General features: G+C 48.5%; 17 protein-coding genes and 2 riboswitches. Of the genes, 2 read left to right on the top strand and 15 right to left on the bottom strand.

The features are described 5' to 3' along the window. Window positions 1-954, top strand: a complete 954-nt coding sequence (locus ACE04G_RS10955) for an L-lactate dehydrogenase (RefSeq protein ID WP_449004331.1) — start codon at window positions 1-3, stop codon at window positions 952-954. 137 nt (window positions 955-1091) lie between these two features. On the opposite strand, the gene ACE04G_RS10950 is transcribed toward ACE04G_RS10955, so the two are convergent. The 6 genes from ACE04G_RS10950 to ACE04G_RS10925 all read right to left on the bottom strand — a co-directional run bounded on the left by ACE04G_RS10950 (window position 1092) and on the right by ACE04G_RS10925 (window position 9118). Further along, a complete protein-coding gene (locus ACE04G_RS10950; protein ID WP_449004330.1) occupies window positions 1092-3800 on the bottom strand; it encodes a PAS domain-containing hybrid sensor histidine kinase/response regulator in 2709 nt (902 codons plus the stop codon). A 629-nt stretch (window positions 3801-4429) separates the two neighbouring features. Beyond that, on the bottom strand, window positions 4430-5164 hold the full coding sequence (locus tag ACE04G_RS10945) for an ABC transporter permease (RefSeq protein WP_339181512.1): 735 nt from the start codon (window positions 5162-5164) through the stop codon (window positions 4430-4432). Between the two features lies 1 nt (window position 5165). After that, on the bottom strand, window positions 5166-5882 hold the full coding sequence (locus ACE04G_RS10940; RefSeq protein WP_047840344.1) for an ABC transporter permease: 717 nt from the start codon (window positions 5880-5882) through the stop codon (window positions 5166-5168). Continuing rightward, entirely contained in the window at window positions 5879-6793 is a 915-nt protein-coding gene (locus ACE04G_RS10935; protein ID WP_036672188.1) for an ABC transporter ATP-binding protein, read from the bottom strand. The genes ACE04G_RS10940 and ACE04G_RS10935 overlap by 4 nt, the downstream gene beginning before the upstream one ends. An 85-nt stretch (window positions 6794-6878) precedes the next feature. After that, complete coding sequence (locus tag ACE04G_RS10930; RefSeq protein ID WP_449004329.1) at window positions 6879-8390, bottom strand: HAMP domain-containing sensor histidine kinase; 1512 nt, start codon at window positions 8388-8390, stop codon at window positions 6879-6881. Window positions 8391-8434: 44 nt separating this feature from the next. After that, window positions 8435-9118, bottom strand: coding sequence for a response regulator transcription factor (locus ACE04G_RS10925; RefSeq protein ID WP_339298980.1), 684 nt, complete (start codon window positions 9116-9118; stop codon window positions 8435-8437). A gap of 228 nt (window positions 9119-9346) precedes the next feature. Between ACE04G_RS10925 and ACE04G_RS10920 the strand changes: the two genes are divergently transcribed. Further along, window positions 9347-11107 (top strand): alpha-glycosidase, encoded by a 1761-nt coding sequence (locus ACE04G_RS10920; protein WP_449004328.1) that lies wholly within the window; start codon window positions 9347-9349, stop codon window positions 11105-11107. 181 nt (window positions 11108-11288) lie between these two features. Here the strand turns inward: ACE04G_RS10920 and sdaAA are convergent, their stop codons facing one another. The 9 genes from sdaAA to pstA all read right to left on the bottom strand — a co-directional run bounded on the left by sdaAA (window position 11289) and on the right by pstA (window position 21889). Next, entirely contained in the window at window positions 11289-12266 is a 978-nt protein-coding gene (gene sdaAA, locus ACE04G_RS10915; RefSeq protein WP_449004327.1) for an L-serine ammonia-lyase, iron-sulfur-dependent, subunit alpha, read from the bottom strand. Continuing rightward, on the bottom strand, window positions 12256-12945 hold the full coding sequence (gene sdaAB / locus ACE04G_RS10910) for an L-serine ammonia-lyase, iron-sulfur-dependent subunit beta (protein ID WP_036607511.1): 690 nt from the start codon (window positions 12943-12945) through the stop codon (window positions 12256-12258). The genes sdaAA and sdaAB overlap by 11 nt, the downstream gene beginning before the upstream one ends. Window positions 12946-13083: 138 nt before the next feature. Next, window positions 13084-13219, bottom strand: a riboswitch (glycine riboswitch). A gap of 4 nt (window positions 13220-13223) precedes the next feature. Then, window positions 13224-13348: riboswitch (glycine riboswitch) on the bottom strand. Between the two features lie 135 nt (window positions 13349-13483). After that, a complete protein-coding gene (locus ACE04G_RS10905) occupies window positions 13484-15358 on the bottom strand; it encodes a collagen-like triple helix repeat-containing protein (protein WP_449004326.1) in 1875 nt (624 codons plus the stop codon). 178 nt (window positions 15359-15536) lie between these two features. Continuing rightward, a complete protein-coding gene (locus ACE04G_RS10900) occupies window positions 15537-16631 on the bottom strand; it encodes a LolA family protein (protein WP_486094424.1) in 1095 nt (364 codons plus the stop codon). A 1-nt stretch (window position 16632) separates the two neighbouring features. After that, on the bottom strand, window positions 16633-18123 hold the full coding sequence (locus ACE04G_RS10895; RefSeq protein ID WP_221823948.1) for a sensor histidine kinase: 1491 nt from the start codon (window positions 18121-18123) through the stop codon (window positions 16633-16635). After that, window positions 18120-18830: a response regulator transcription factor gene (locus ACE04G_RS10890; protein ID WP_047840351.1), complete on the bottom strand. Its 711-nt coding sequence runs from the start codon at window positions 18828-18830 to the stop codon at window positions 18120-18122. Before ACE04G_RS10890 ends, ACE04G_RS10895 begins: the two co-directional genes overlap by 4 nt. A gap of 192 nt (window positions 18831-19022) precedes the next feature. Beyond that, window positions 19023-20039, bottom strand: coding sequence for a phosphotransferase enzyme family protein (locus ACE04G_RS10885; RefSeq protein ID WP_449004352.1), 1017 nt, complete (start codon window positions 20037-20039; stop codon window positions 19023-19025). Window positions 20040-20233: 194 nt separating this feature from the next. After that, entirely contained in the window at window positions 20234-20989 is a 756-nt protein-coding gene (pstB, locus tag ACE04G_RS10880; RefSeq protein ID WP_145152038.1) for a phosphate ABC transporter ATP-binding protein PstB, read from the bottom strand. A gap of 12 nt (window positions 20990-21001) precedes the next feature. Next, the gene (gene pstA, locus ACE04G_RS10875) at window positions 21002-21889 is read right to left on the bottom strand and encodes a phosphate ABC transporter permease PstA (RefSeq protein WP_026081329.1); all 888 of its coding nucleotides are present in this window, start codon (window positions 21887-21889) and stop codon (window positions 21002-21004) included.

Raw genomic sequence — 21889 nt, 5'->3', positions numbered from 1 at the left:
GTGTTAGGCAAATCAGGCAAAGTAGCGGTGATTGGGGCGGGTCTTGTCGGTTCGAGTTGTGCGTATTCCATGATTAATCAATCGATATGCAGGGAAATTATGATGGTGGACCGGACGTATGACCGTGCTGTAGCACAGGCATTGGATTTTTCCCATTGTATGGACTTCACACATAACCGCACCAAGGTATATGCAGGCACGTACGCCGATTGTGGCAATATGGATGTTATTGTCTTAACTGCCGGGGCGAATCCCAAGCCAGGACAGACAAGGCTGGATATTCTGGGGGAAGCGGAATCGATTACCAAAGACATCGTGGTCCCGATCATGAACAGTGGATTTAACGGGATTTTTGTCGTCGCTGCCAATCCGGTTGACATAGTAACTTATATGGTATGGAAATTATCTGGTCTTCCGAGGGAGCATGTCATCGGCACAGGGACGTCTATTGACTCTTCAAGGCTCAAAACGCTGCTGTCTGAAGTCTTCTCCATCGACCCACGCAGTGTGCACGGTTATGCTCTCGGGGAGCATGGAGAATCCCAGTTCGTGGCCTGGTCGCATGTGACCATCGGTGGCAAACCGATTATGCACATCATGGATCAGCACAAGGAACGCTTCAAACATCTGGATCTGGACGATATTGCACGCAAAACAAAGGATGCCGGCTGGGAGATCTTTACCCGTAAAGGTTCTACCCAATTCGGAATCGGCAATGCCCTCGCGCACATCACTCGTTCCATCCTCAATGACGAACACAAGATCATCGCCGTATCGGCTATTCTGGACGGAGAGTATGAGCAACACAACGTTTGCGTCGGTGTTCCTGCAATCATCGGTGGCAATGGTATTCAAGAGATTATCGAATTGAATCTGGATGCAACGGAACGTGAGAAATTCAACAACTCCTGTGAAATATTATCTGGTAACATTAATCGCCTGACATTGGCATAACTCATTCGTATACAGATCACTTCATATGCTTTCTGCTCAACTTCAAAAGCCTGTCCACGCAAACATGCCAATAACACTCCATGCGAGGAGTCTTATTGGCATGTTTGCGTTTATTATTTTCACAATCGAGTAGTTGTTCAATTCGGTGCAAGTTGAGGTTCGTCCCTTGGCCCCCATTGCTGTAACACCCGCTTCAACTCACTCAGCATAACCGGTTTGCTAATAAAATCACGCATACCAATCTCCAGACAAGCTTCCTTATCTTCACGTTTGGCATTACCTGTAACTGCGATGATTGGAGGTATGCGATCTTGTGGAATTAAGCGGTGTAACAGGTCTGTTGCCTTTAATCCATCCATCACAGGCATATGAATATCCATCAGGACAATATCATAAGCATTCTGAGAGATGGCATCAATTGCCTCCACACCATTAGTACACACATCTGCCTGATATCCGAGCTTCTCCAGATATTCTCGCAAAATTTTCCGGTTTACCGGGTGATCCTCCGCCACCAGAATACGCATGGCGACCTTATCACTCTGACGTGTACGATCATGATGGAACTGACTTGCTGTCTGTTCAGCTGAAGCATCTACACTCGCCGCAGGAACAGCAAACCGGAAGGTTGAGCCTTCCGCTTCTATACTCTCGACACTGATACTGCCTCCCATGATCTCTACGAGTCGCTTGGAGATGACCAGTCCCAGTCCAGTACCACCATACTTCCGGTTAATGACCGGATGTAGTTGAGAGAAGGACTGAAACAACTGATCCAGCTTGTCAGCCGGGATGCCAATTCCCGTGTCTTGCACCGCAAAATCAAGAACGCTGTCTTCAGGCTTTCTGCCCTTAATAATATCCACGGTAACATCAATGCTTCCCTGATCCGTGAACTTAAGTGCATTACCAACCAAGTTCACCAGAATCTGCCGTATACGTAAGGCGTCACCGACCATGAATTCAGGGATGCTTGGATTGAGACGATACCTGATTTCCAGATGTTTCTCATCTGCACGCGGTTTAAACAGTTCGGCAACCTGTTCCAGCATCTTGCGTAATGCAAATGGTTCATAAGCCAGTGCCATTTTCCCGGACTCCAGCTTACTGAAGTCCAGAATATCATTAAGGATGTTCAGCAGAGCATCACCGCTGTCTCGAATAATCTCGGCATATTCACGCTGTTCTTCCGATAAATCGGTACCGATCAACAATTCTGTCATCCCCACGATCCCGTTCATCGGTGTACGGATCTCATGGCTAACCATCGACAGAAATTCTGACTTGGCCTGAGCTGCCAGCTCAGCTGTTTCTTTAGCACGTACAATTTCACGTTCGCCAGTCACATCATTGAACACAACCACCGCGCCCTGAATCTGTCCCTGTTCAATAATTGGCGTCACCTGATATTGCACCAGAAAGCTGCTGCCATCTTTACGCCAGAATACATCTTCTTTGATTGAACGTCTCTGTCCATCCAACACAGTCATGTGAATCGGGCACTCTTCTTTTGGGAAATGACTTCCGTCTGCACGGGTGTGATGGATAATAGGATGTGAGTTTTTGCCAATGAATTCTTTCGCCTCATAACCGAACATCGAAGCTGCTGCAGGATTCATAAACATGGTGATGCCATCCGCATCCAAACCATATATTCCTTCCGTAACCGTGTTGAGAATCAACTCATGTTGCTTGCTAAGCTCCTGAATCCGTTCCGTATATTCCTTGCGCTCGGTAATATCGGACACGATCCCATAGACACCTACCATTTCCTTATCCACAATAATGGGCACATTCGTAACAGATACTTCGATCTTCCGACCACTTGAATTGACGATTCGGGTCTCATAATATTGCGGATCGCCTTGCTTAACCTTGTCAAAGTTCGTTTGACCGTGTTGAACTTCACATTTATCCAGATTGGACAAAAACGATTTGCCAATAAGCTTATTGCGCGGAACATCCAGCATTTGGACCAGCTTGCTGTTCACCGCACTATATTTGCCATCCAGATTCAATGAATACACCGCCGCCGGATTATGTTCGAACAGCGATCTGTATCGCTGACGGCTTTCCCGAAGACGTCTGTCTGCATCCTTATGCTGAGTAATATCCCTGCTGATGCTGACAATCTGGACACTCTTGCCACGCTCTCCAGCCACAGGTTTCGCCAATGTCTCCATCCAGATATAATGTCCCTTCTTGTGCAACACACGCATCTTGCAGCCATTGCCGATCTTGGAGAGATCCATAGGGTCCGGATAATCTCCCGGATAACAATAATCCTTGAAGGACTTTCCTATGACTTCCTCCGGCTTATAACCCAGTAAGGTGTACACGGAAGGGGAGACGTATAACAACTCGCCATCCTTAGCACAAGTTGTAATCAGATCTTGTGCGTGGTCAGCCAGCACCTGATATTTCTCCTGTGCCTCCTTAAGCTCACGTTGCACTTTTAGGATATCGGTAACATCTTTGGCAATGCCGTATATGCCGACAACTTCATCACTCTCTGTGATAGGCACATACGTTATCTCTGCCTGTTTCAGGGAACCATCTTTATGATAAAAAGTAATGGGATTACTGACTGAACGTCCAGCCAGTACCTCTTTAATATATTCTTTGCGTGAATTTTCACTGTCCGGAGGACAGATCTCACTCTGATTCATACGAATCAAGTCATCCAGTGTATACCCTGATATCCGCTCTACCGAGGGATTAGCATCAATATAGTTTCCACGGATATCCATTACATAAATGGCATCCGGATGGTTAAAAAACAGTGATTGGTAAGAACTTCCCTCAGAAATAATGCGCTTCAGGGTTTCCGTTTTATTAACATCCAAGGCTTACCCCTCTTTTCTCAGCCGATATCTACATCTAACAACAGGAATCTTTTTAGTTCCTTAGAAATAGGCCTACCCTCGAATAACCATGTAAGCCAACCTAGAAACAGTTTTTTTTATTTTACCAGATTCTCGTCTCATTTTGCTTACAATCTATGATTCAATTCACATGATGTGTGAGGTAATACTTGGAATTTTGATATTACTCAGGAGGTGTCTTCAAAGGCAGACAATTTATAAGGATCAAGTAAGCCTCTAACAAGCTTGAAGTTCAATTTCAAGTCAGCTGTGACTAAACGATTTTCTAAAGAACTCAGGACATCTTATTTGGCGTCCATGCGCCCTTTGTAAATTTTAAAGAACATCAGACACGTTAATCCCCATAATCTCCTGTCATAAACGCTGCAATCAGTTGTTTCATTGGATATAACATGTCTCAGGTTCCTTAGATTTCTGAGATCACTTCAAATCCTTGATTAAGACTCCTCAGATTCGTTAGCGAGTTGACCATTCATGATGGGTGGGTCAGACATTAGAAAAAATCCTCCTGAAGCCTACATACAATGGAGTTTGCATGTTTTGCTTTAAGAGGATTTTGATCTACGATAACCAAGTGTGTAACGAATTATTCAGATTTCTTTTTTCGCAAAATACATCATGCCGATTCCAATAAAAATAACAGCACTGCCTCCAACAACCGCCAGCATCGTCATCAGTGGCACGTTGTAGGCTCCGAAACCTCCGCCGTCCACGGGTGTCATCAGAATCATCGGTTGTGCCCATGGATAATACGGCCCATATGTCGCCGAGTTTACAATGAGAATATTCGGTATGGTCAGTGCAAAATTCAGTGCGAGCGGTGCGGCAAAGCTGCTCCACACCAATGAAACGAACATCTGCAGGGCAGCCAAGGGTACACAGGCCAGCAACCCAAGCAGTAGTTTGCCTACCAAGAATCCCCAAGGTACTGGCATCGTAATGCCGTGAATCATGCCTGCCAGCAGAATGGACATCAGCAACAATACTTGCGTACCCGCCAGAAGCATGAGTACAATCGTCAGTTTACCTGCATATACACCTGAACGTGTGAGCGGCAAAACTAGCATCTGCTTCCACCCTCCACCTGCATGTTCGAAACGGCAGACAAAGGACGTAAACACGCCAGTGAGCATCGGTAACAATAACAATCCGTGCAGGAAAACCATCGTAGTCATCAATACCTGCCAATTTCCCGATGGAGTGGACAACAGTCCGATGAGCAGCGCAATGAGTGGACTCAGCAGAATCAGGAGCCATATGGGCGATTTGCTCATTTTCAATCGTTCAGCGGACAAGATTCGGAAGTACGTTGTCGCAAAGCTCATATCAGGCCACATCCTTCCGGCTAAAATGCACCATACCCAGCAACAGGATTAATAACCCCAGACCTGCCCCCATGCCTGCATACAGGTATGGATTAGGCCCATTCCAGGCCATCTGTGCCCATGCGAGCGGAAAGCTCGGTGAGATACTGAGTGAGAACATACCCGTTATCGCGAGAACGATGCCCAGGGTGACGGGAAGCGCCTGATTCTTGTTAACCATCGTGAGCCACAACTCCAGTGACAACACCGGAAGTGCACCAGCTAAAGGCAATAGCCCCAGCTTGATCGCATGTGTCCAAGGTATTTCGCTGGCATGGAATCCGAGGATCAGACCCAGACCCACAATTCCTGCGGTTAGCAGCAGGCAGGAGATCACCAGCAGCACACAAGCAAGCAGGAACTTGGCTAAATACACGGCTGGTCTGGGAATGGGCATCGCGAGCAACTGTTTCCACGATCCCTGTTCATGCTCAACATTAGCGATCATGGAGCTGAGAATGGTTGCTCCCAGCATCAGAGACAAGGGCACAAAGACAACCACATTGCCCAATAATCCGCCCCACAGGTTATCTGCATACTGCTCTTTCAGATAGTCCAGCCGTAAGCCAAAATTAAGCGCCTGCATCGCTGTCAATCCAAGAGGGGCCAGAAAAACAAGAAACCAGATCCCTTTCCCCCGAATCTTGAGCCAGTCTGACGATAATGCACGCCCGGTCATATGGAAGCCCCCTCGCCAATGACCCGCATGAACAGATCTTCCAGCGACTGACGTTGTTCCTCTACACGATACACATCATGATCCTGCTCAATTAATCGGCGCACAAGCAGTGCCACTGAACTGTTATCCATATAAGGGAACGTTAACGCAGAACCTTGCTGCTGACCAAATTGTCCCTGTTCTCTCGCCAGCTTCATAGCCTCTTCCGGCTCGGAAACCGTTAACCGGATAGAGCTGCCCGTCTGACTATGCAGACTTGCGATAGTATCCTGGAGCACCATCTTCCCTTCACGGATTATACCAACACGACTTGCCATCTGTTCGACTTCACTCAGCAAGTGGCTGGAAACCAGAACGGTAATGCCATGTTCCAGAGGCATGCGTTTGATCAGTTCCCGAATCTCCTGAATACCGGCAGGATCAAGTCCATTCGTTGGTTCGTCCAGAATCAGCAGCTCCGGTTCACCCAGCAAAGCGCTGGCAATACCCAGACGTTGCTTCATCCCAAGGGAATACCCCTTCACTGAACGTTTGGCATCCTTGGTCAGATCTACAATGGACAGCACTTCAGCAATTCTTGATTTGGGTACATTGATGATGCGGCGCAAAGTTTCCAGATTCTCTACTGCGTTCAGATGTCCGTAATAGGATGGGTATTCGACCAAGGAACCCACACGGCGCAAAATATCCATGCGATCCTTGCGGATGTCCTTGTCGAAGACACGGATCACGCCTTTGGTTGGTTTAATCAAGCCGAGAAGCATGCGAATCGTTGTTGTTTTGCCGGCACCGTTGGGACCGAGGAAGCCGTAGATATCTCCCTTTTTAATATGCAGATCAAGTTCACGGACCGCTGCACGGTCCCGGTATGTTTTCCATAAATTCGCTGTTTGAATAATATTTTCACTCACTGTATGATCACCTCGGAACTATCGTAACCTTCCAAGGTTAAAGCCAAAGTAGTCTCTAGTTTAAGTTTAGTTTAAAAAAGCTATTTCAGCGGTTTGTTGTTTCCCTGTTTCCCTTACCACTGTAGATATATGTCTGGACACCCGTATCGGAACTGTCTACCCGCTTGCGCAGACCCATCTCACGAATCAACAGGTCTACAATGGATAAACCTAGACCTGTGCCTTTGGTGTCGGAATTCGGTTGCATTCCCGGACCCCGATCCTGAATAACGATGGCCGTCTCACCCTGAATCTCCTGAGTTGATATACCAATATATTTCCCGCTGGCGGCATGACGGATCACGTTTTGGAACAAATTATCAAGAATACGGCGCATGCCCTGTTCATCCATTTGCCAGATCAGCGGTTCCTCTGGCAGGTCAATATCAATCTCAAATTGTTCTTTCTCCCAGACCGGGTACCAGGCAGCCGCCGTTTCCCTGACGATCCGCAGTATATCTTTCTCTTCCAGCTTCAGTGTATATTTCCCACTTGTGAGCAAATTGTAGGATAACATGTTGTCAATGAGCCCGCCGAGGTCCTCCATCTTTGCTTCCATGCGATGTAGTGAACGGTCCCCTTGCTCGCTCAGCTCTTCCTTGTGCAAAGCATGCATATGTCCACGAATCACCGTTAACGGGGTACGCAGATCGTGGGAAAGCCCCGCAATGAGACGTTTGCGCAATTGTTCTTCCTCGCGTTCACGGTGGCGGCTGTCGGATAGTTGATGAACCATCTGATTGAAGGATTCCTCCAGTTGACCGATCTCGTCTGACCGTCGGATATCTACCGGAAGCGGGAGGCCTTCCTTGCCTGTGGTCATCATGGCCGTCTGCAAACGAATAAGTCGTTTGCGAATCCGTGCGAAGAAGAGAATCGACATAATGATGAAGATCAGAAAGATGAGGGTCATTACGATACCAAGATACAAAAGTTCCATCGGCCAGTTACTCTGATTCATTTGCAGAAGTGACCGCGGCACTTCAATGATGATGAATCCCTGTCCTTTGTCCTGCTCATCTCCGCCAATATATGCAACTACGGTCAGTGGATCGCGAAAGGAAGCTTCTTTCATGAATTGCACTGTATTGTTTACATTCCATAAGGATGGAATATGAGTCTCTGCCGTTTGCCCGGAATCCAGTGACCATCTCAATGTCGTGTCTGTCCTACCATCCGGCGACGTGGATTTCAGAAGTGTTACATCTTCACCCCCAAGAATAAAGAGGGTTTCACCGCTCACATTCACACGATACATGGAAGATTTGGGATACGAGCCATGTAATTGCTCCAACCGGGCCTTGATCTCTTCATCCGAAGCACCATCCAGGTTCCTCGCTTCACGTGACCAGAGGTTACTGATCCGGGTAACATCACCGTAAGGTGCAGCTCGGTTCTTATTTGTGTCCGTGTTATTCACTACAACAATATATATAACGGATATGATCGGAAGCACAACGGGCACAAATAATACAGCCGCCAAGATCAGGAGGATGTATCTGGACATCAAGGAGCGCCCAAAGCGAAGCTTGCGCCCCCCGGATTGCTTTTGATCCATGCTTCGTTCTCCCTTCATGATCTTCCGTTTGCTGAACCAGCGGATCATGGCTTCTTCACACGATATCCCACACCGCGGACCGTCTGAATAACTACAGGATTGGCCGGATCAAGCTCCAGCTTTTCGCGTAGATGTCGAATATGTACCATTAAAGTTTTGTCCCCATCCAGATAGGGCTCATTCCAGACGGCTTCATAAATCTGCTCTTTCGTTCGAATCATGCCCATATGTCGTAGCAGGTAGGCGAAGATGTGGAACTGTTTTCCCGATAAAATAATCTCATTTCCCGTCTCCTCATTCACTATCCGGTTGTCCTTCTCATAGATGGAGAGATGATCCAGCTTCAGGGCTGTATCCGATGAGACCGCAGTTCCCGCCTTCCGCAGTTGCACTTCAATCCGGGCAGCCAGTTCATCGGGGTGAAATGGTTTGGTCACATAGTCATCGGCAAAATCAAGACCGTGCAACTTGTCGTCAATGGACGTTCTGGCCGAGAGCATGACAATCGGTACCGCGGGATGCTCTTTTTTCAGTCGCTGGCCCACCGTAAATCCATCCAGCCCGGGCAGCATGACATCCAGAATAATGAGTGAGCAACCGACAGCAGCCTCCGCTGCACCTTCACCACTGCCGAGCCATACCACCTCATAACCGCGCTCCTCCAGATCGGCTCTGACCCAAGTCGCAATTTCCGTATCATCTTCAATATATAACAGTTTGGTTTTCATCCGAATATTCGTTTCCTTTCTGCCCCCATTGGGTTAATGATATATCTGAGCATCATCATGATAAAAGCTGTCTATAACATATGGATTCATGTCTTGTTGAAACAATGTTGAAGTCCTTTACGTTACCACACATTCTAATTATAGCGTATTCATTAACGTGGGGAATGTCATATTAATCAAGTCTACCAAGTACATACTATATCCACACCTGACGGGAGGAAATTCATTATGCTGCTGGAAGCCATCTATCATCAACCGAAACGAAACTGGGCCTATGCCTATGACCAAGATACAATCCATCTGCGTTTGCGTGCCAAAAAGAATGATCTGACCGAGGTACATGCCCTGACCGGGGATAAATATTCGTGGGATGCAACCAAAGCGCTGGTTCCTTTAACAAAGTTCACCTCTGACTCCATGTTCGATTATTACGAGGGTGAGGTGAAGCCTCCCTACCACCGACTGAAATACTCTTTTCTGCTCAGAAACGGAGACGAACAGATCTGGATGACCGAGACGGGCTTCCAGGAAGAAGAACCGGACGATCCGGGTCGTATGTTCCAGTTCCCTTATATTCATGCCGGAGCTGTATTCACAACCCCTGCGTGGGTTAAGGATGCGGTGTTCTATCAGATTTTTCCCGAACGATTCGCCAACGGCAACCCGGATATTAGTCCGGAAAAGGTAGAGCCGTGGGGCGGTGAGCCAACACCTTTCAATTTCTTCGGCGGTGACCTTCAGGGCGTGATCGACCATCTGGATTACATCAGCGATCTTGGCATTAATGCGATCTACTTCACACCCATCTTCGAAGCCACCACCAATCACAAATACGATACCGAGGACTATCTGCGGGTAGACCGGCACTTTGGTGACGCAGACACCGTGAAAAGACTGGTCGAGCTGTGCCATGCACGTGGAATTCGCGTACTTCTGGATGCTGTGTTCAACCATTCCGGGAAGACATTTGCGCCGTTTGTGGATGTGCAGAAGAACGGAGAACAATCCAAATACAAGGACTGGTTCCATGTACACGAATACCCGCTGGACGTGAAGGATGGCATTCCAACGTATGAGACCTTCGGATTCGAAGCGCATATGCCAAAGCTCAATACGGAGAATGCCGAGGTGAAGGCCTATCTGCTGGAGGTTGCCGAGTATTGGATCAAGGAAGTGGGTGCGGACGGATGGCGGCTGGATGTGGCAGACGAAGTGGACGATGCATTCTGGCGTGATTTCCGCCGTGTAGTCAAAGCGGCTAATCCGGATGCCTACATTCTGGGCGAAGTATGGAACGAGTCTTCTTCCTGGCTGCAAGGTGACCAGTTCGATGCATCCATGAACTATCCGTTTACCGATGCCGTGAATGCTTTCTTTGTGAAAAATACAATGCACGCCGAACAATTCGCAAACTCCATCGGGCGACAGTTATCCCGTTATCCGCTCCAGACCAGCGAAGTGGCGTTTAACTTGCTCGACAGCCATGATACCCCGCGGCTGCTCACGCTGTGTGAAGGCGACCAGCGCAAGATGAAGCTGGCTGCGTTATTCCAGTTCAGTTACATGGGTGCGCCATGCATCTATTACGGAGACGAGATTGGCATGGACGGTGAACATGATCCGGGCTGCCGTAAATGCATGGAATGGGATGAAGCGAAGCAGGACCGAGAGTTGTTCGACTTTTATCAGAAACTGATCTCCTTGCGTCATGCTCATCCTGCCCTGCGTGCAGAAGGCACCGTCCGTTTTCTGCAGGCTCGTCCCGATGGCAGCCAACTGGTATTGGAGCGGCAAAGTAAGGAGGAACGAATTCTGGTTCTGTTCAATCGATCAGAAGAGACGGCTATTGTCGAGCTGGAGGCCGGTGACGAGGAATGGACCGAGTTATTCGGCGGAAACCATCGTACCGCCAAGGAAGATGGCGTACTCTCCATTGAACTGCCCGCGTATGGATATGCCGTATTAAGTACGGCTGTGAGCCAGGACTAGAGTTATAATACACATACGTCTGAGCCACATCTAAGTAGCCTATCTTCGCTTCATCTGCAGCATAAAACAAGCGTCCTGCATAACCCGGATTCGGGTTCGCGGACGCTTGTTTTTGTATTTTTGTATTCGCCGTTATACATAATAATGTCACTGATTTATATATAGGTGGTCCCGGTTCAGCTTAAACCTGAGTATCCTTGTCCACTTGAGCATTGTCCGCCCCACTTGTAGTTGTGTCAGAATCTGCTGGCTTCGACTCCGGCTCAGGCTCTGCACGCTTTGCCTTTGGTTTAGCCAGCTTTTGCATCATTTTGCGGCCGGTTGGCGTCTGAGCCAGTCCGCCTTGGGCTGTTTCCCGGTGACGGCTCGGCATCGCACTACCTACTTCCAGCATAACGTCGATGACTTCATCTGACGGAATGGCACTACGCACTCCGGCCAGGGCCATGTCAGCCGCAGCCAGCGCCGTGACTGCACCCAGTCCATTACGGACGATGCACGGGATTTCAACGAGGCCTGCGACCGGATCGCAGATAAGGCCCAGTGTATTTTTTAACGCCAAACCAACGGCATGAACGACCTGTTCCGGTGTACCTCCACGCAGTTCAACCATGGCACCCGCAGCCATGCCAATAGCGGAACCCACTTCCGCCTGACAGCCACCTTCGGCACCGGAGATAAATGAATTGTTGGCAATAACATAACCAATCGCTCCCGCACAGAACAACCCGTTCACTAAATGTTCGTCCGTCCATCCAAATCGATCCTGTGAGCTAATAAACACACCGGGGATGATGCCGCAGGAACCGGCTGTTGGTGTTGCCACGATCCGACCCATGGAAGCATTCACTTCAGATACACACAGGGCATACGCCATGGCAAGTGCGGAAGCATCTCCTGAACAAGTCTCACCCTTGCGAATGTACTCGGCCATTTTTTTACCGTCTCCACCCGTTAACCCACTGCGTGATGTTGTATCTTCCGTTAACCCTTTGCGTACCGCTTCCTTCATCACCTGATAATATTCAGACATCTGCTTCACAACATCCGCTTCCGGTGTATTGGTCTCCTGAACCTGCTCCTCGATCATCAGCTGAGCAATGGTTTTGGATTCTGCTGTACAGATCGTATTCAGTTCGTGCAAATGTTTAAACCGCATCCGAATCAACTCCTCTCTTCAAATCTATAACACGAATGTCCAGCACATGGTCCAGCTCTTTTAGACGCTTGAGCATATCAGGATTAGGCACACCATCCATTTCCATCGCGGTAAGTGCTTCGCCATCACGGGCTTTCCGGTCCACCTGCATATACCCGATGTTAACCCCGGATGAACTGATCGTGGACGTCACTGACGCGAGTACGCCCGCTTTATCCGCATGCCGCAGAACGAGTGTTGGAAACTCACCACTAATCTGAACACGAAAATCATTCATCGAATGCACGGATACGCTTCCACCACCAATGGATGCACCGATTAAGGAGCAGGCACGTTCTCCATGCCACAACTCAATTTTGACCGTATTTGGATGAGGAGCAGGCAGGCCACTTGTATAAAACTCAACCTCCATGCCCGCTTCCTCTGCGTATTGTTCTGCATCCGGGATACGCGGATCGTCTGTGACATAATCCAGCAGACCGCCGATCAGTGCCAGATCTGTTCCGTGCCCCTGATACGTATCAGCGAATGAACCGTATAACGTCAGCCGGGCACGATCTGGCGTACATCCCAGCCACTGACGAGCAATTCTTCCTAACCTTGCCGCACCAGCTGTATGTGAACTTGAAGGCCCCGTCATCGACGGACCAATAATTGAGAAAACATCTTTAAATCGCACCTTGTAACCCTCCATTATTAATCATGATTCATATTTGTAAAATGTATTCGTCATTTTGATCCCGGAGTTTCATCCACAATGTCCCTTATTTAGATATGATGACATCAAAAAAGGACAGAAGAAGGCCTTAGGCCCTCTCTCTGTCCTCGATACCTGAGAGTTTCACGATCAGCAGTGTCTCACGACAAGTTGCATTGCCTGCGATTACAGACAAGTTCACCGGTCTGACTGATCATATACCCCTTGGGTGGCGCAATTCGCGCACTCTCCAGAGTTGCGTCCAACGATGGTACATTTACCTGAGAGATTAACCACTGCGCCGGGTGCGCAGCAGCTTGCTCCTTCGGTGCCTGAACACTAGCCATTGTGCTCGGCTAACCCAGGTCTCTCCCGCTCGTTATCATCCGCTGTATTTATTTTAATTCGATTCGAATTGGTACATTTCTAAATTTTTGATCAAGTATACCCATAGAGTAATGTACAATATCATATATGTCAACAAAAGTAACGTGTAATTATCATAAGTTCGATGTCTATTTTAACTGAAACGAATAGCATTCAGATTTCTCACTTCCGCTGAGGCACTAGTGACGCTTGTAGTGGTTGTAAATTGGATACTTATCGTGTATGCGTTAGTCGTTGTAGCCGGGGCAGTATCCACGTAAGTGTTGGAGGAAAGAAACCTTAACGTGCCGGCAGCATTACCGGTTCGTGAGAGTTGCAATTGATTAATTAAAACTCCGTTACGTCTCAGATTAATGTTATACGCAATACTCCAGTTAGACCCTACAACTATTGCTACTTGTGTACTATTATCGATTTTCACGCGTTGACCTGCCACTACAGGTACATTAAGTGTCTGAATCGTCGTTTCAGCTACTAATGAAAGACCCAACGCCGTGGTCTGGCTATCAGCAAACAAGGAAGAGTCTGCCGGAGCCGAAGCTGCAGTTGATCCCGTAGCACCCGTTGCTCCTGTTACTCCGGCAGTCCCGGTTGCTCCCGTCACGCCTGTAGCCCCAGTGACTCCGGTCGTTCCCGTTGCTCCCGTTACTCCGGCCGTCCCGGTTGTTCCCGTCACGCCTGTCGCACCTGTAGCCCCAGTGACTCCGGTCGCTCCCGTTGCTCCCGTTACACCAGCCGTCCCGGTTGTTCCCGTCGCACCTGTCGCACCTGTAACCCCTGTGACTCCCGTCGTTCCCGTCAGTCCGGTCGCTCCTGTAACACCAGTGACTCCCGTCGTTCCCGTCAGTCCTGTTGCTCCTGTAACACCAGTGACTCCCGTCGTCCCCGTCAGTCCGGTCACTCCTGTAACACCAGTGACTCCGGTCGCTCCCGTCAGTCCTGTCGCTCCTGTAACACCAGTGAATCCCGTCGTTCCTGTAACGCCTGTTGCCCCCGTATCTCCAGTGACTCCGGTCGTCCCCGTTACGCCTGTTGCACTCGTATCTCCAGTTACTCCGGTCGCACCCGTTACGCCTGTCGCGCCTGTAACCCCAGTAACTCCCGTGTTTCCCGTAACTCCCGTTGCACCCGTAGCACCAGTAGCTCCGGTCGCACCCGTTACGCCTGTGGCACCTGTATCTCCAGTAGCTCCGGTCGCACCCGTTACTCCCGTTGCACCTGTAGACCCAGTATCTCCGGTCGTTCCTGTAACGCCTGTTGCACCCGTATCTCCAGTAACTCCGGTCTCTCCTGTTACTCCCGTTGCGCCTGTAACACCAGTGACTCCTGTCGTTCCTGCAAGTCCTGTCGCACCCGTATCTCCAGTTACTCCGGTAACTCCAGTTACTCCCGTCGCCCATGTATCTCCAGTGACTCCGGTCGCCCCTGTCCCTCCCGTGCTCCCGGTAACTCCCGTGGCTCCAGTAGACCCTGTCTCTCCTGTGGTCCCAGTGACACCGGTCTCTCCCGTCGATCCCGTAGTTCCTCCAGGAGGACCAGTAACTCCTGTCAGTCCTGTAACGCCTGTAACCCCTGTAGGACCAGTTGTTCCCGCAACCCCTGCTGTCCCCGTGGCTCCAGTCGCACCCGTTACCCCGACTAGACCAGGGTACGCTCCTAACAATTCCTCAGACACCAAACGATGTGCCGTTACCAGTTGACCGTTCTCGTTTTTCCCCCATACGGAAATCTGAACTTCATCCTCCGTATCATCACCTGTGATAAATATAAACTCAAATGCATCCAAATCTGCATAATAGTCTTTTGTTATAACCTGGTTAGGCAAAACATTAAACAATTCCTCAACGTATAGTGTGCGAACCCCATTCAAATAATAGCCTTGAACCAGAACGGTAGAGAAACTAGTGAGACTCCAATTGTCTAATTTCACTGTAATTCTCTGTGTAGGACGCTCACCGCTTCCCACCACTATATTATTTTCAATTGGCCCTGTTGATAAAACAGCCATCCAGCGATGCCCCCTTCTCCTGCCTCCATCACCAAATCAAGATTGTCTTCTATAAATATGCATATTGAACTGTAAACGTGAAGTTGCCCTCTTGCCAGATATCCACCACATCAAAAGGAGAATATACAAAAAAAGCTGCCGCTTCGTTTCTGCGGCAACCTTATTATTATTCTTTAGCTCATCTAGACGGTTTGGGAAGGGTCAGTTCTTCCGCCCAAGCTTGCAGCTTTGCCTTTGTCCATCCTTCGTTTTCACCCATGATAGAGTACCGCAAGCCATTCTCACTCCATGATATGTTCCGAATGCTCTTCATATATGAACCCTCGGTGTTACGAACCTTAATCTTGGCTTCATCCGGCATTAGTGTATCGTCCACATTTTCTTCTGGCATCTTGAATACCGTCAGGCTGACTTCTACCTTGTCGTTACTTACATAATACAAGGTTACTTCATCTCTGCTCAGCTCACCGTGCAATGTAGACATTTCGATCCGTGATAGTTCGAATTCTCCACTCATGTCCTGTAGGAACGGCTGTTCCAACGCTTCTTCCGCTTCCTCTAGGCTCACTTCGGAATTCTGCATCATATCGTTCAAGTCCTTCACATCGACCTCCTTAGGGATGTCAATTACGAAAGTATCCTTTGTGAATTCAGGGTCATACTGAATCGGATCATAGACCATTTCTGATTTTCCATCCCCATACGCGCTGTTTACTTTGACAATCATCCACGTTTTGGGATCTACCCAATACTCTGAAGATATGGAGAATGCGCCTTCTTCTTTTGGTGTCAATTCAATATGAATGACGTCCTGTCCATGAAGTTTCTCCTGTCCCATCATATTCACATCATGCGTAGTACGTAACCGCTCTAGTTGATCGAGCAATATTTGCTTCTGGGTTTGATTAGGTTGTTGTGACACGGATGATGCATCCATGGAATATGCTGCCCCTGTTTCTTTTTCATATATGATAATCTTCTTTCCATCATTAACTGCGTAACTGACATTGCCATTCTCTGATGTTTCCGTGCGCTTTCGTCCGGTTTCACCATCTACCCATTCCTTAATTTGCATCGTGTTAGTCAGCTTGTCATCCGCCCATATCTTCATCACACCTTCTGCATAATACGAGGCGGGTTCTGTTTCTGCTGAGACAACCTTCTCAATCATCTCATCTCCTGACATAGCCAGCATATCCCTCTCCGCGCAACCTCCAAGCAGGGCGCCTGCCAACACAGCAGTACCCAGCATCATCCATCCTTTTTTCATCATCTTATCCACCCTCTCTGCGTTTACATTCTCCATGTTCAGGCAATCGGCATGCTGCCAGCGTTCCATATCCTTCGTATGACCACATGCGCATATCCCCTCCGTGCTTTATTGCAACCCGTTTGGCTATACTCAATCCCAATCCCGAACCACCTGCATACGTCTTCTCCTCCTGATTCTGGTGTTGAACATAGGGTTCGAAGATACGAATGAGCTGTTCTTCAGGAATAGCAGGACCTTCGTTTTGTACTATGATCAATGTTGCTCCCGCCCTGTAGTTATCCAATTCAGCTCTAAGCGAAGGAATAATCCATTCAGGAAGCTCCCAATCTGAAGCAATAACCCCTAGTCCCATTACACCGTTCGTCCTTGTGTGGCGTAGTGCATTATTTATCAGATTATCTGTCAGGCGCATCAGTTGTTCGGGATGAACTCGGTACAGTTGATCTGTGCGGACATCCATCTTCACGTCAATCTGACCACGCTCGGCAAGTCCCTCATAGCTCCCAAGCAGCATATCAAAAAACTCTTCACCTTCCACCTTAACCATGGCCATCTCCGATTCACTGGAACCCAGCGCCGTATACATCTCAAGTTCACTAATCATCTGTTTCATCCGCTCCACATTTCCGAGCAGCACATCCTGATATTCCTGCCTTTCAAGGCGTTTCAGTTGACGATCACCGTTAAGTACTTCCGTATAGGCACTAATGGACATCAACGGTGTTTTCAGATCATGGGATAACGAGGCGATCATGAGCTCTTTTTCTTTTTGCTCCCTCTCCACATCGGCCTGAGTATGTCTGATCTTGTCTTGCATTGCATCAAACTGTTGGAGCAAGATGCCCATTTCATCATGACGAACAGGTACCACATCCGTAGAAGCCTCTCCCCGTGCAAAAGCTTCCATTCGTTCTATAAGATATTTCATCGGCCGAAAGAGCTTTCGGGATAGTAGCCACAGCACTGTTCCGTATAACAGGATAAAGAAAGTAGCAGCGAGACTCATGACCCAGGTAGTCCGCAAGGATATGCCTTCCAGCCAATCTCCACGCAGCATAACGATTTCGTAAATGCCCACCAACTCACCTTTTTCCCATACGGGTTTCTTCAACGAGAATGTACGATGACGAATCTGTAAGTTGTACAAATTACGATACAGCTCCGCCCCCCCAACGGTGTAAGCTCCAGCAGACCATGTACTCCCCCCTGATGTGTACACCCGAATCCCTGTTGGTAAATACAGATCAAAGTTCACCCGACCATTCTCCAATTCGGAGAGTGCAGCGAAAGCATCAGGCGAGTGCAGCTGGTACAGTCCCGGGTCAGATAAAGCCAGTTCAATAGGAGCCAATTGTCTGGACAACTCTACATATTCCGTTACGGCACGCTGATCATTGTAATAGTTATACAGGGAGTACAGCGCCCACCCAGCAGCGACAGGCAGCAACATTACAATGAGGAAGGCAAGCATTAACCAGTACTTCAACTTCATTCCTCAGGCTCCCCCACGAACCGGTAACCACTGCCCCACACCGTCTGAATCCAGCGTGGATGATGGGGCTCGTCACCAAGCTTGGCCCGAAGGCTCTTCACATGAACTGTGACTGTACTCGAGTTCCCCGCCTCTGGCTGACTCCAGACATGTTCATACAGTTCCGCCTTGGTAAACACCCGGCCAGGATGAGAAGCAAGCAGTATGAGCAAAGCCCATTCCTTGTTGGTTAGTGCCACATGTTCTCCATGAACCTGTGCGCGCTGATTCAAATAATCAATCGATAACCCATCGTTATACTGTCTATCTGTTGAATCCGGCTCTACGCCCTGATATCTGCGGTACCTATTCAGATGAGATTTAATGCGAGCTGTAAGTTCCGTTAGACTGAAGGGCTTCGTAATATAATCGTCAGCTCCCAGCCCAAGCCCCCTGACTTTGCTCTCTTCCTCGATTCGAGCACTCATCATGAGCAGCGGAACATCGCTGATCAGTCTAATGTTTTTGCATACCGTGAACCCATCCATTTCCGGCAGCATCAGATCCAACAAGACTAATTGATAGGTTCCCTCCCTAAAGTCTTCCCAGCTCTCCAAACCGCTTGATGCCCAAGTTACCCCATATCCCTCATGACGTAGATGATCTCTCAAAATACGGGCAATCTCCGGATCATCCTCCACCAGCAATATATTCTCGCTGTCTCTCATCGCTGCTTCATCCTCCCATGACTATATTGTAGCTAAGAAAAGTTGACTCTCCTCAGAGTTTATACTTTCTTCATAAATGTCCATTAAGATCGTTATCTAATGCATGCAAAAAGAGCACCCCGATTGTTCAGGACGCCCAAGTAAAATTCACAATCTTAATCCTAAGTTATAGCTCCTAGAAAAGGAAACACCTCATAACTCATAGAAGATGCTCTCGTTCTGTACATAGGGTCTACAATACTTGCTGCACAGCTTCGGCATGCGATCTTTCATCCATTCGTGCCTCGACTCGTTCGCCATCTGAAAGGCATAATAACCCAGTGTAAAGATCAACATGAACCCTTCCATCAATCGAATATCACGATCCGTCAGTGGTGCGATCTGTTGGGTATAACCGGATAGGAATATGTCACGTTCCTCCCGATTGAACATAAGTGCTGCCCCTCCGGCATCGAAAAGATAATAACCATAACCGTGTAGACAAAAATCAATCATGGATATGCCCTGCTCCGTTATCAGCAGATTGTTGCGAGTAATATCCCCATGAATGATCCCCCATGTCTCCGCATGCTGCGGGTACGTTGCCAGTTGTTCATTAATGTTCTCGAACGTTTCTCGAAGCAGATCAAAGTCTTCCGTTGTAAAAATCCCCAGTCGGACGCCTTCCTCTAACTGCCCGAGCATGACCAAGTTCTCGTGGGCATTGCCATATGCCGGCCGTACCTTTGTTCGATCTGTCTGATCCTGCTCACGCCCATATTGATGAAGCATCTGCAATTGTACCCCAAGATCATAGATCTGTTCTGTTGTCAGGCGTTCTCCCTGCTGGATGTCCCTTCCCTCAATCCACTCCAGTACTGTACAGCAGATTTCTTTCCCTGCCTCACTTGTCCATACCGTTACCCACTCTCCCGATACATTCCGTACCGGATGCTGCACGCGCAATGCTGTCGTTTCATTTAACTCATGAAGTAGATTCATCTCTGCCTCCAGCGCAGGAAGTGTATGCTGAATGCCTGTCATACTTGCATATGCGGCTTGATGGATACGTAGCAGATACTTCTGCCCGCTTGCTTCATCGACGACATGATACGTCAGATTCTCATTGTGGCGAATATAAGATACGACAGGTTTCTCAATAGTGTAGTTCTGTATAATCTGAGCTGCCATATGGTCGTAAGACATCTGATCTGTAGCGATGATCAACATCTCCTTCAAAGTAATGTAAACGTTCTCCTATTACTAAATATCGTAGCATGGTTGCTTTATATACAGCAAATTCTTCCAAAATAAAATTAAAAAAGCACAACCCCCGAACAACCGTCCAGGCATTGTGCTTTCTTTTGTCTTTATTATTTCTTAATTTCTCTGTCTATTACTCTATGTTACACTCCATGATCCAATTAACCGAAACGACCCATAATGTATTCTTGCGTCAGACGATTGTCCGGGTTCGTGAAAATATGCTCTGTATCCCCGTGCTCAACCATGCTTCCCAGATAGAAATAAGCCGTGTAATCCGAGATGCGTGCCGCCTGCTGCATGTTATGGGTAACAATAACAATCCGCAGCTCCTTCTTGAGCTCCGTAATCAACTCTTCAACTTTACCCGTAGATACCGGGTCAAGTGCAGATGCCGGCTCATCGAGCAGCAGGATCTGTGGTTCAACAGACAAAGCGCGAGCGATACATAGGCGCTGCTGTTGTCCGCCAGAGAGAGACAGAGCTGATTCATGCAGTCTGTCTTTTACTTCGTCCCAGAGCGCAGCACGACGCAAGCTTTTTTCCACAATTTCATCCAGTGCCTTCTTACTCTTCGTACCACGGTAGCGGGGGCCAAACGCGATATTGTTGTAGATGGACTTATGAAAAGGGTTCGGCTTCTGCCACACCATGCCAATCTTCTGGCGAAGCTTGATTACATCGGTTCCAGGCTCATTCAGATCGTTCCCGTCCATCCAGATATGTCCCTCTGTACGGGAACCGGCAATCTCGTCGTTCATCCGGTTGAGTGACCGGAGGAACGTGGATTTACCGCAACCAGACGGCCCAATAAGAGCCGTTACGCTTGCTTCAGGAAACGTCAGGCTAATCTGCTTGACCGCCTGGAAATGTCCATAATATATGCTTAACTGTTCCGTACCAAAAGGTATGGCCATGTTGGTTCCTCCTTATTTCGAAGCTGTCATGCGGCGGAATACAACCCGACCGATCCAGCGTGCACTTAGATTGAACGCCAGCACGAGAATGACAAGCACGGCGGATGCCCCTGCTGCCACTTCTTTGGAATCTGGCCCAATACCTTCACTGTTCACTTTCCAGATATGGACAGCAAGTGTCTCTGCCGGACGGAAAGGATTAAGCGGTGATCTTGGACTCGTGGGATTCCAATCTGTAAAGTCCAATGGTGGACTACTCATACCTGCGGTGAACATCAGCGCGGCTGCTTCACCGAAGATCCGGCCCGATGCCAGGATCGTACCCGTAATCAAGCTCGGCAATGCCACAGGCAACAGAATCGAAGTGATAATCTTCCACTTGGACAGTCCAAGCGCCAGACCTGCTTCCTTCTGTTCCTTCGGAACGGCCCGGAAGGCCTGCTCCGTTGTCCGTACCATCAGTGGCAAGTTAAAGATCGCCAGAGCCAAGGCACCCGAGATTAGGGAGAAACCAAGACCAAATTGATTTACTAACAGCAAGAGACCAAACAAACCGATAACGATGGACGGGAATGATGACAATACTTCAACGACCAGACGAATGAAGCTGGTAATCTTGCCTGGCTTGGCGTATTCCGCCATGTAAATCCCGCCACCCCATCCGAGTGGAATGGTAACAATCAAGGTCAGGACAAGCAAGAATACGGAGTTGAAGAGCTGTGGACCAATCCCGCCGCCACCCTTAAGCAACTGTGGTGCGCTTGTCAGGAAGTTCCAGCTAATATGCCCAATGCCTCTATACATGATGAAGCCAAGCAGACCGAGCAATAGAATAACAATGAACAGGGCCAGTACAACGATAACGGATGTTGCAATTTTATCTACCGTCTTTGCCTTCAT

The organism is Paenibacillus sp. AGC31 (genome assembly GCF_057334655.1).
This window is presented reverse-complemented; position numbering and strand designations above follow the sequence as displayed.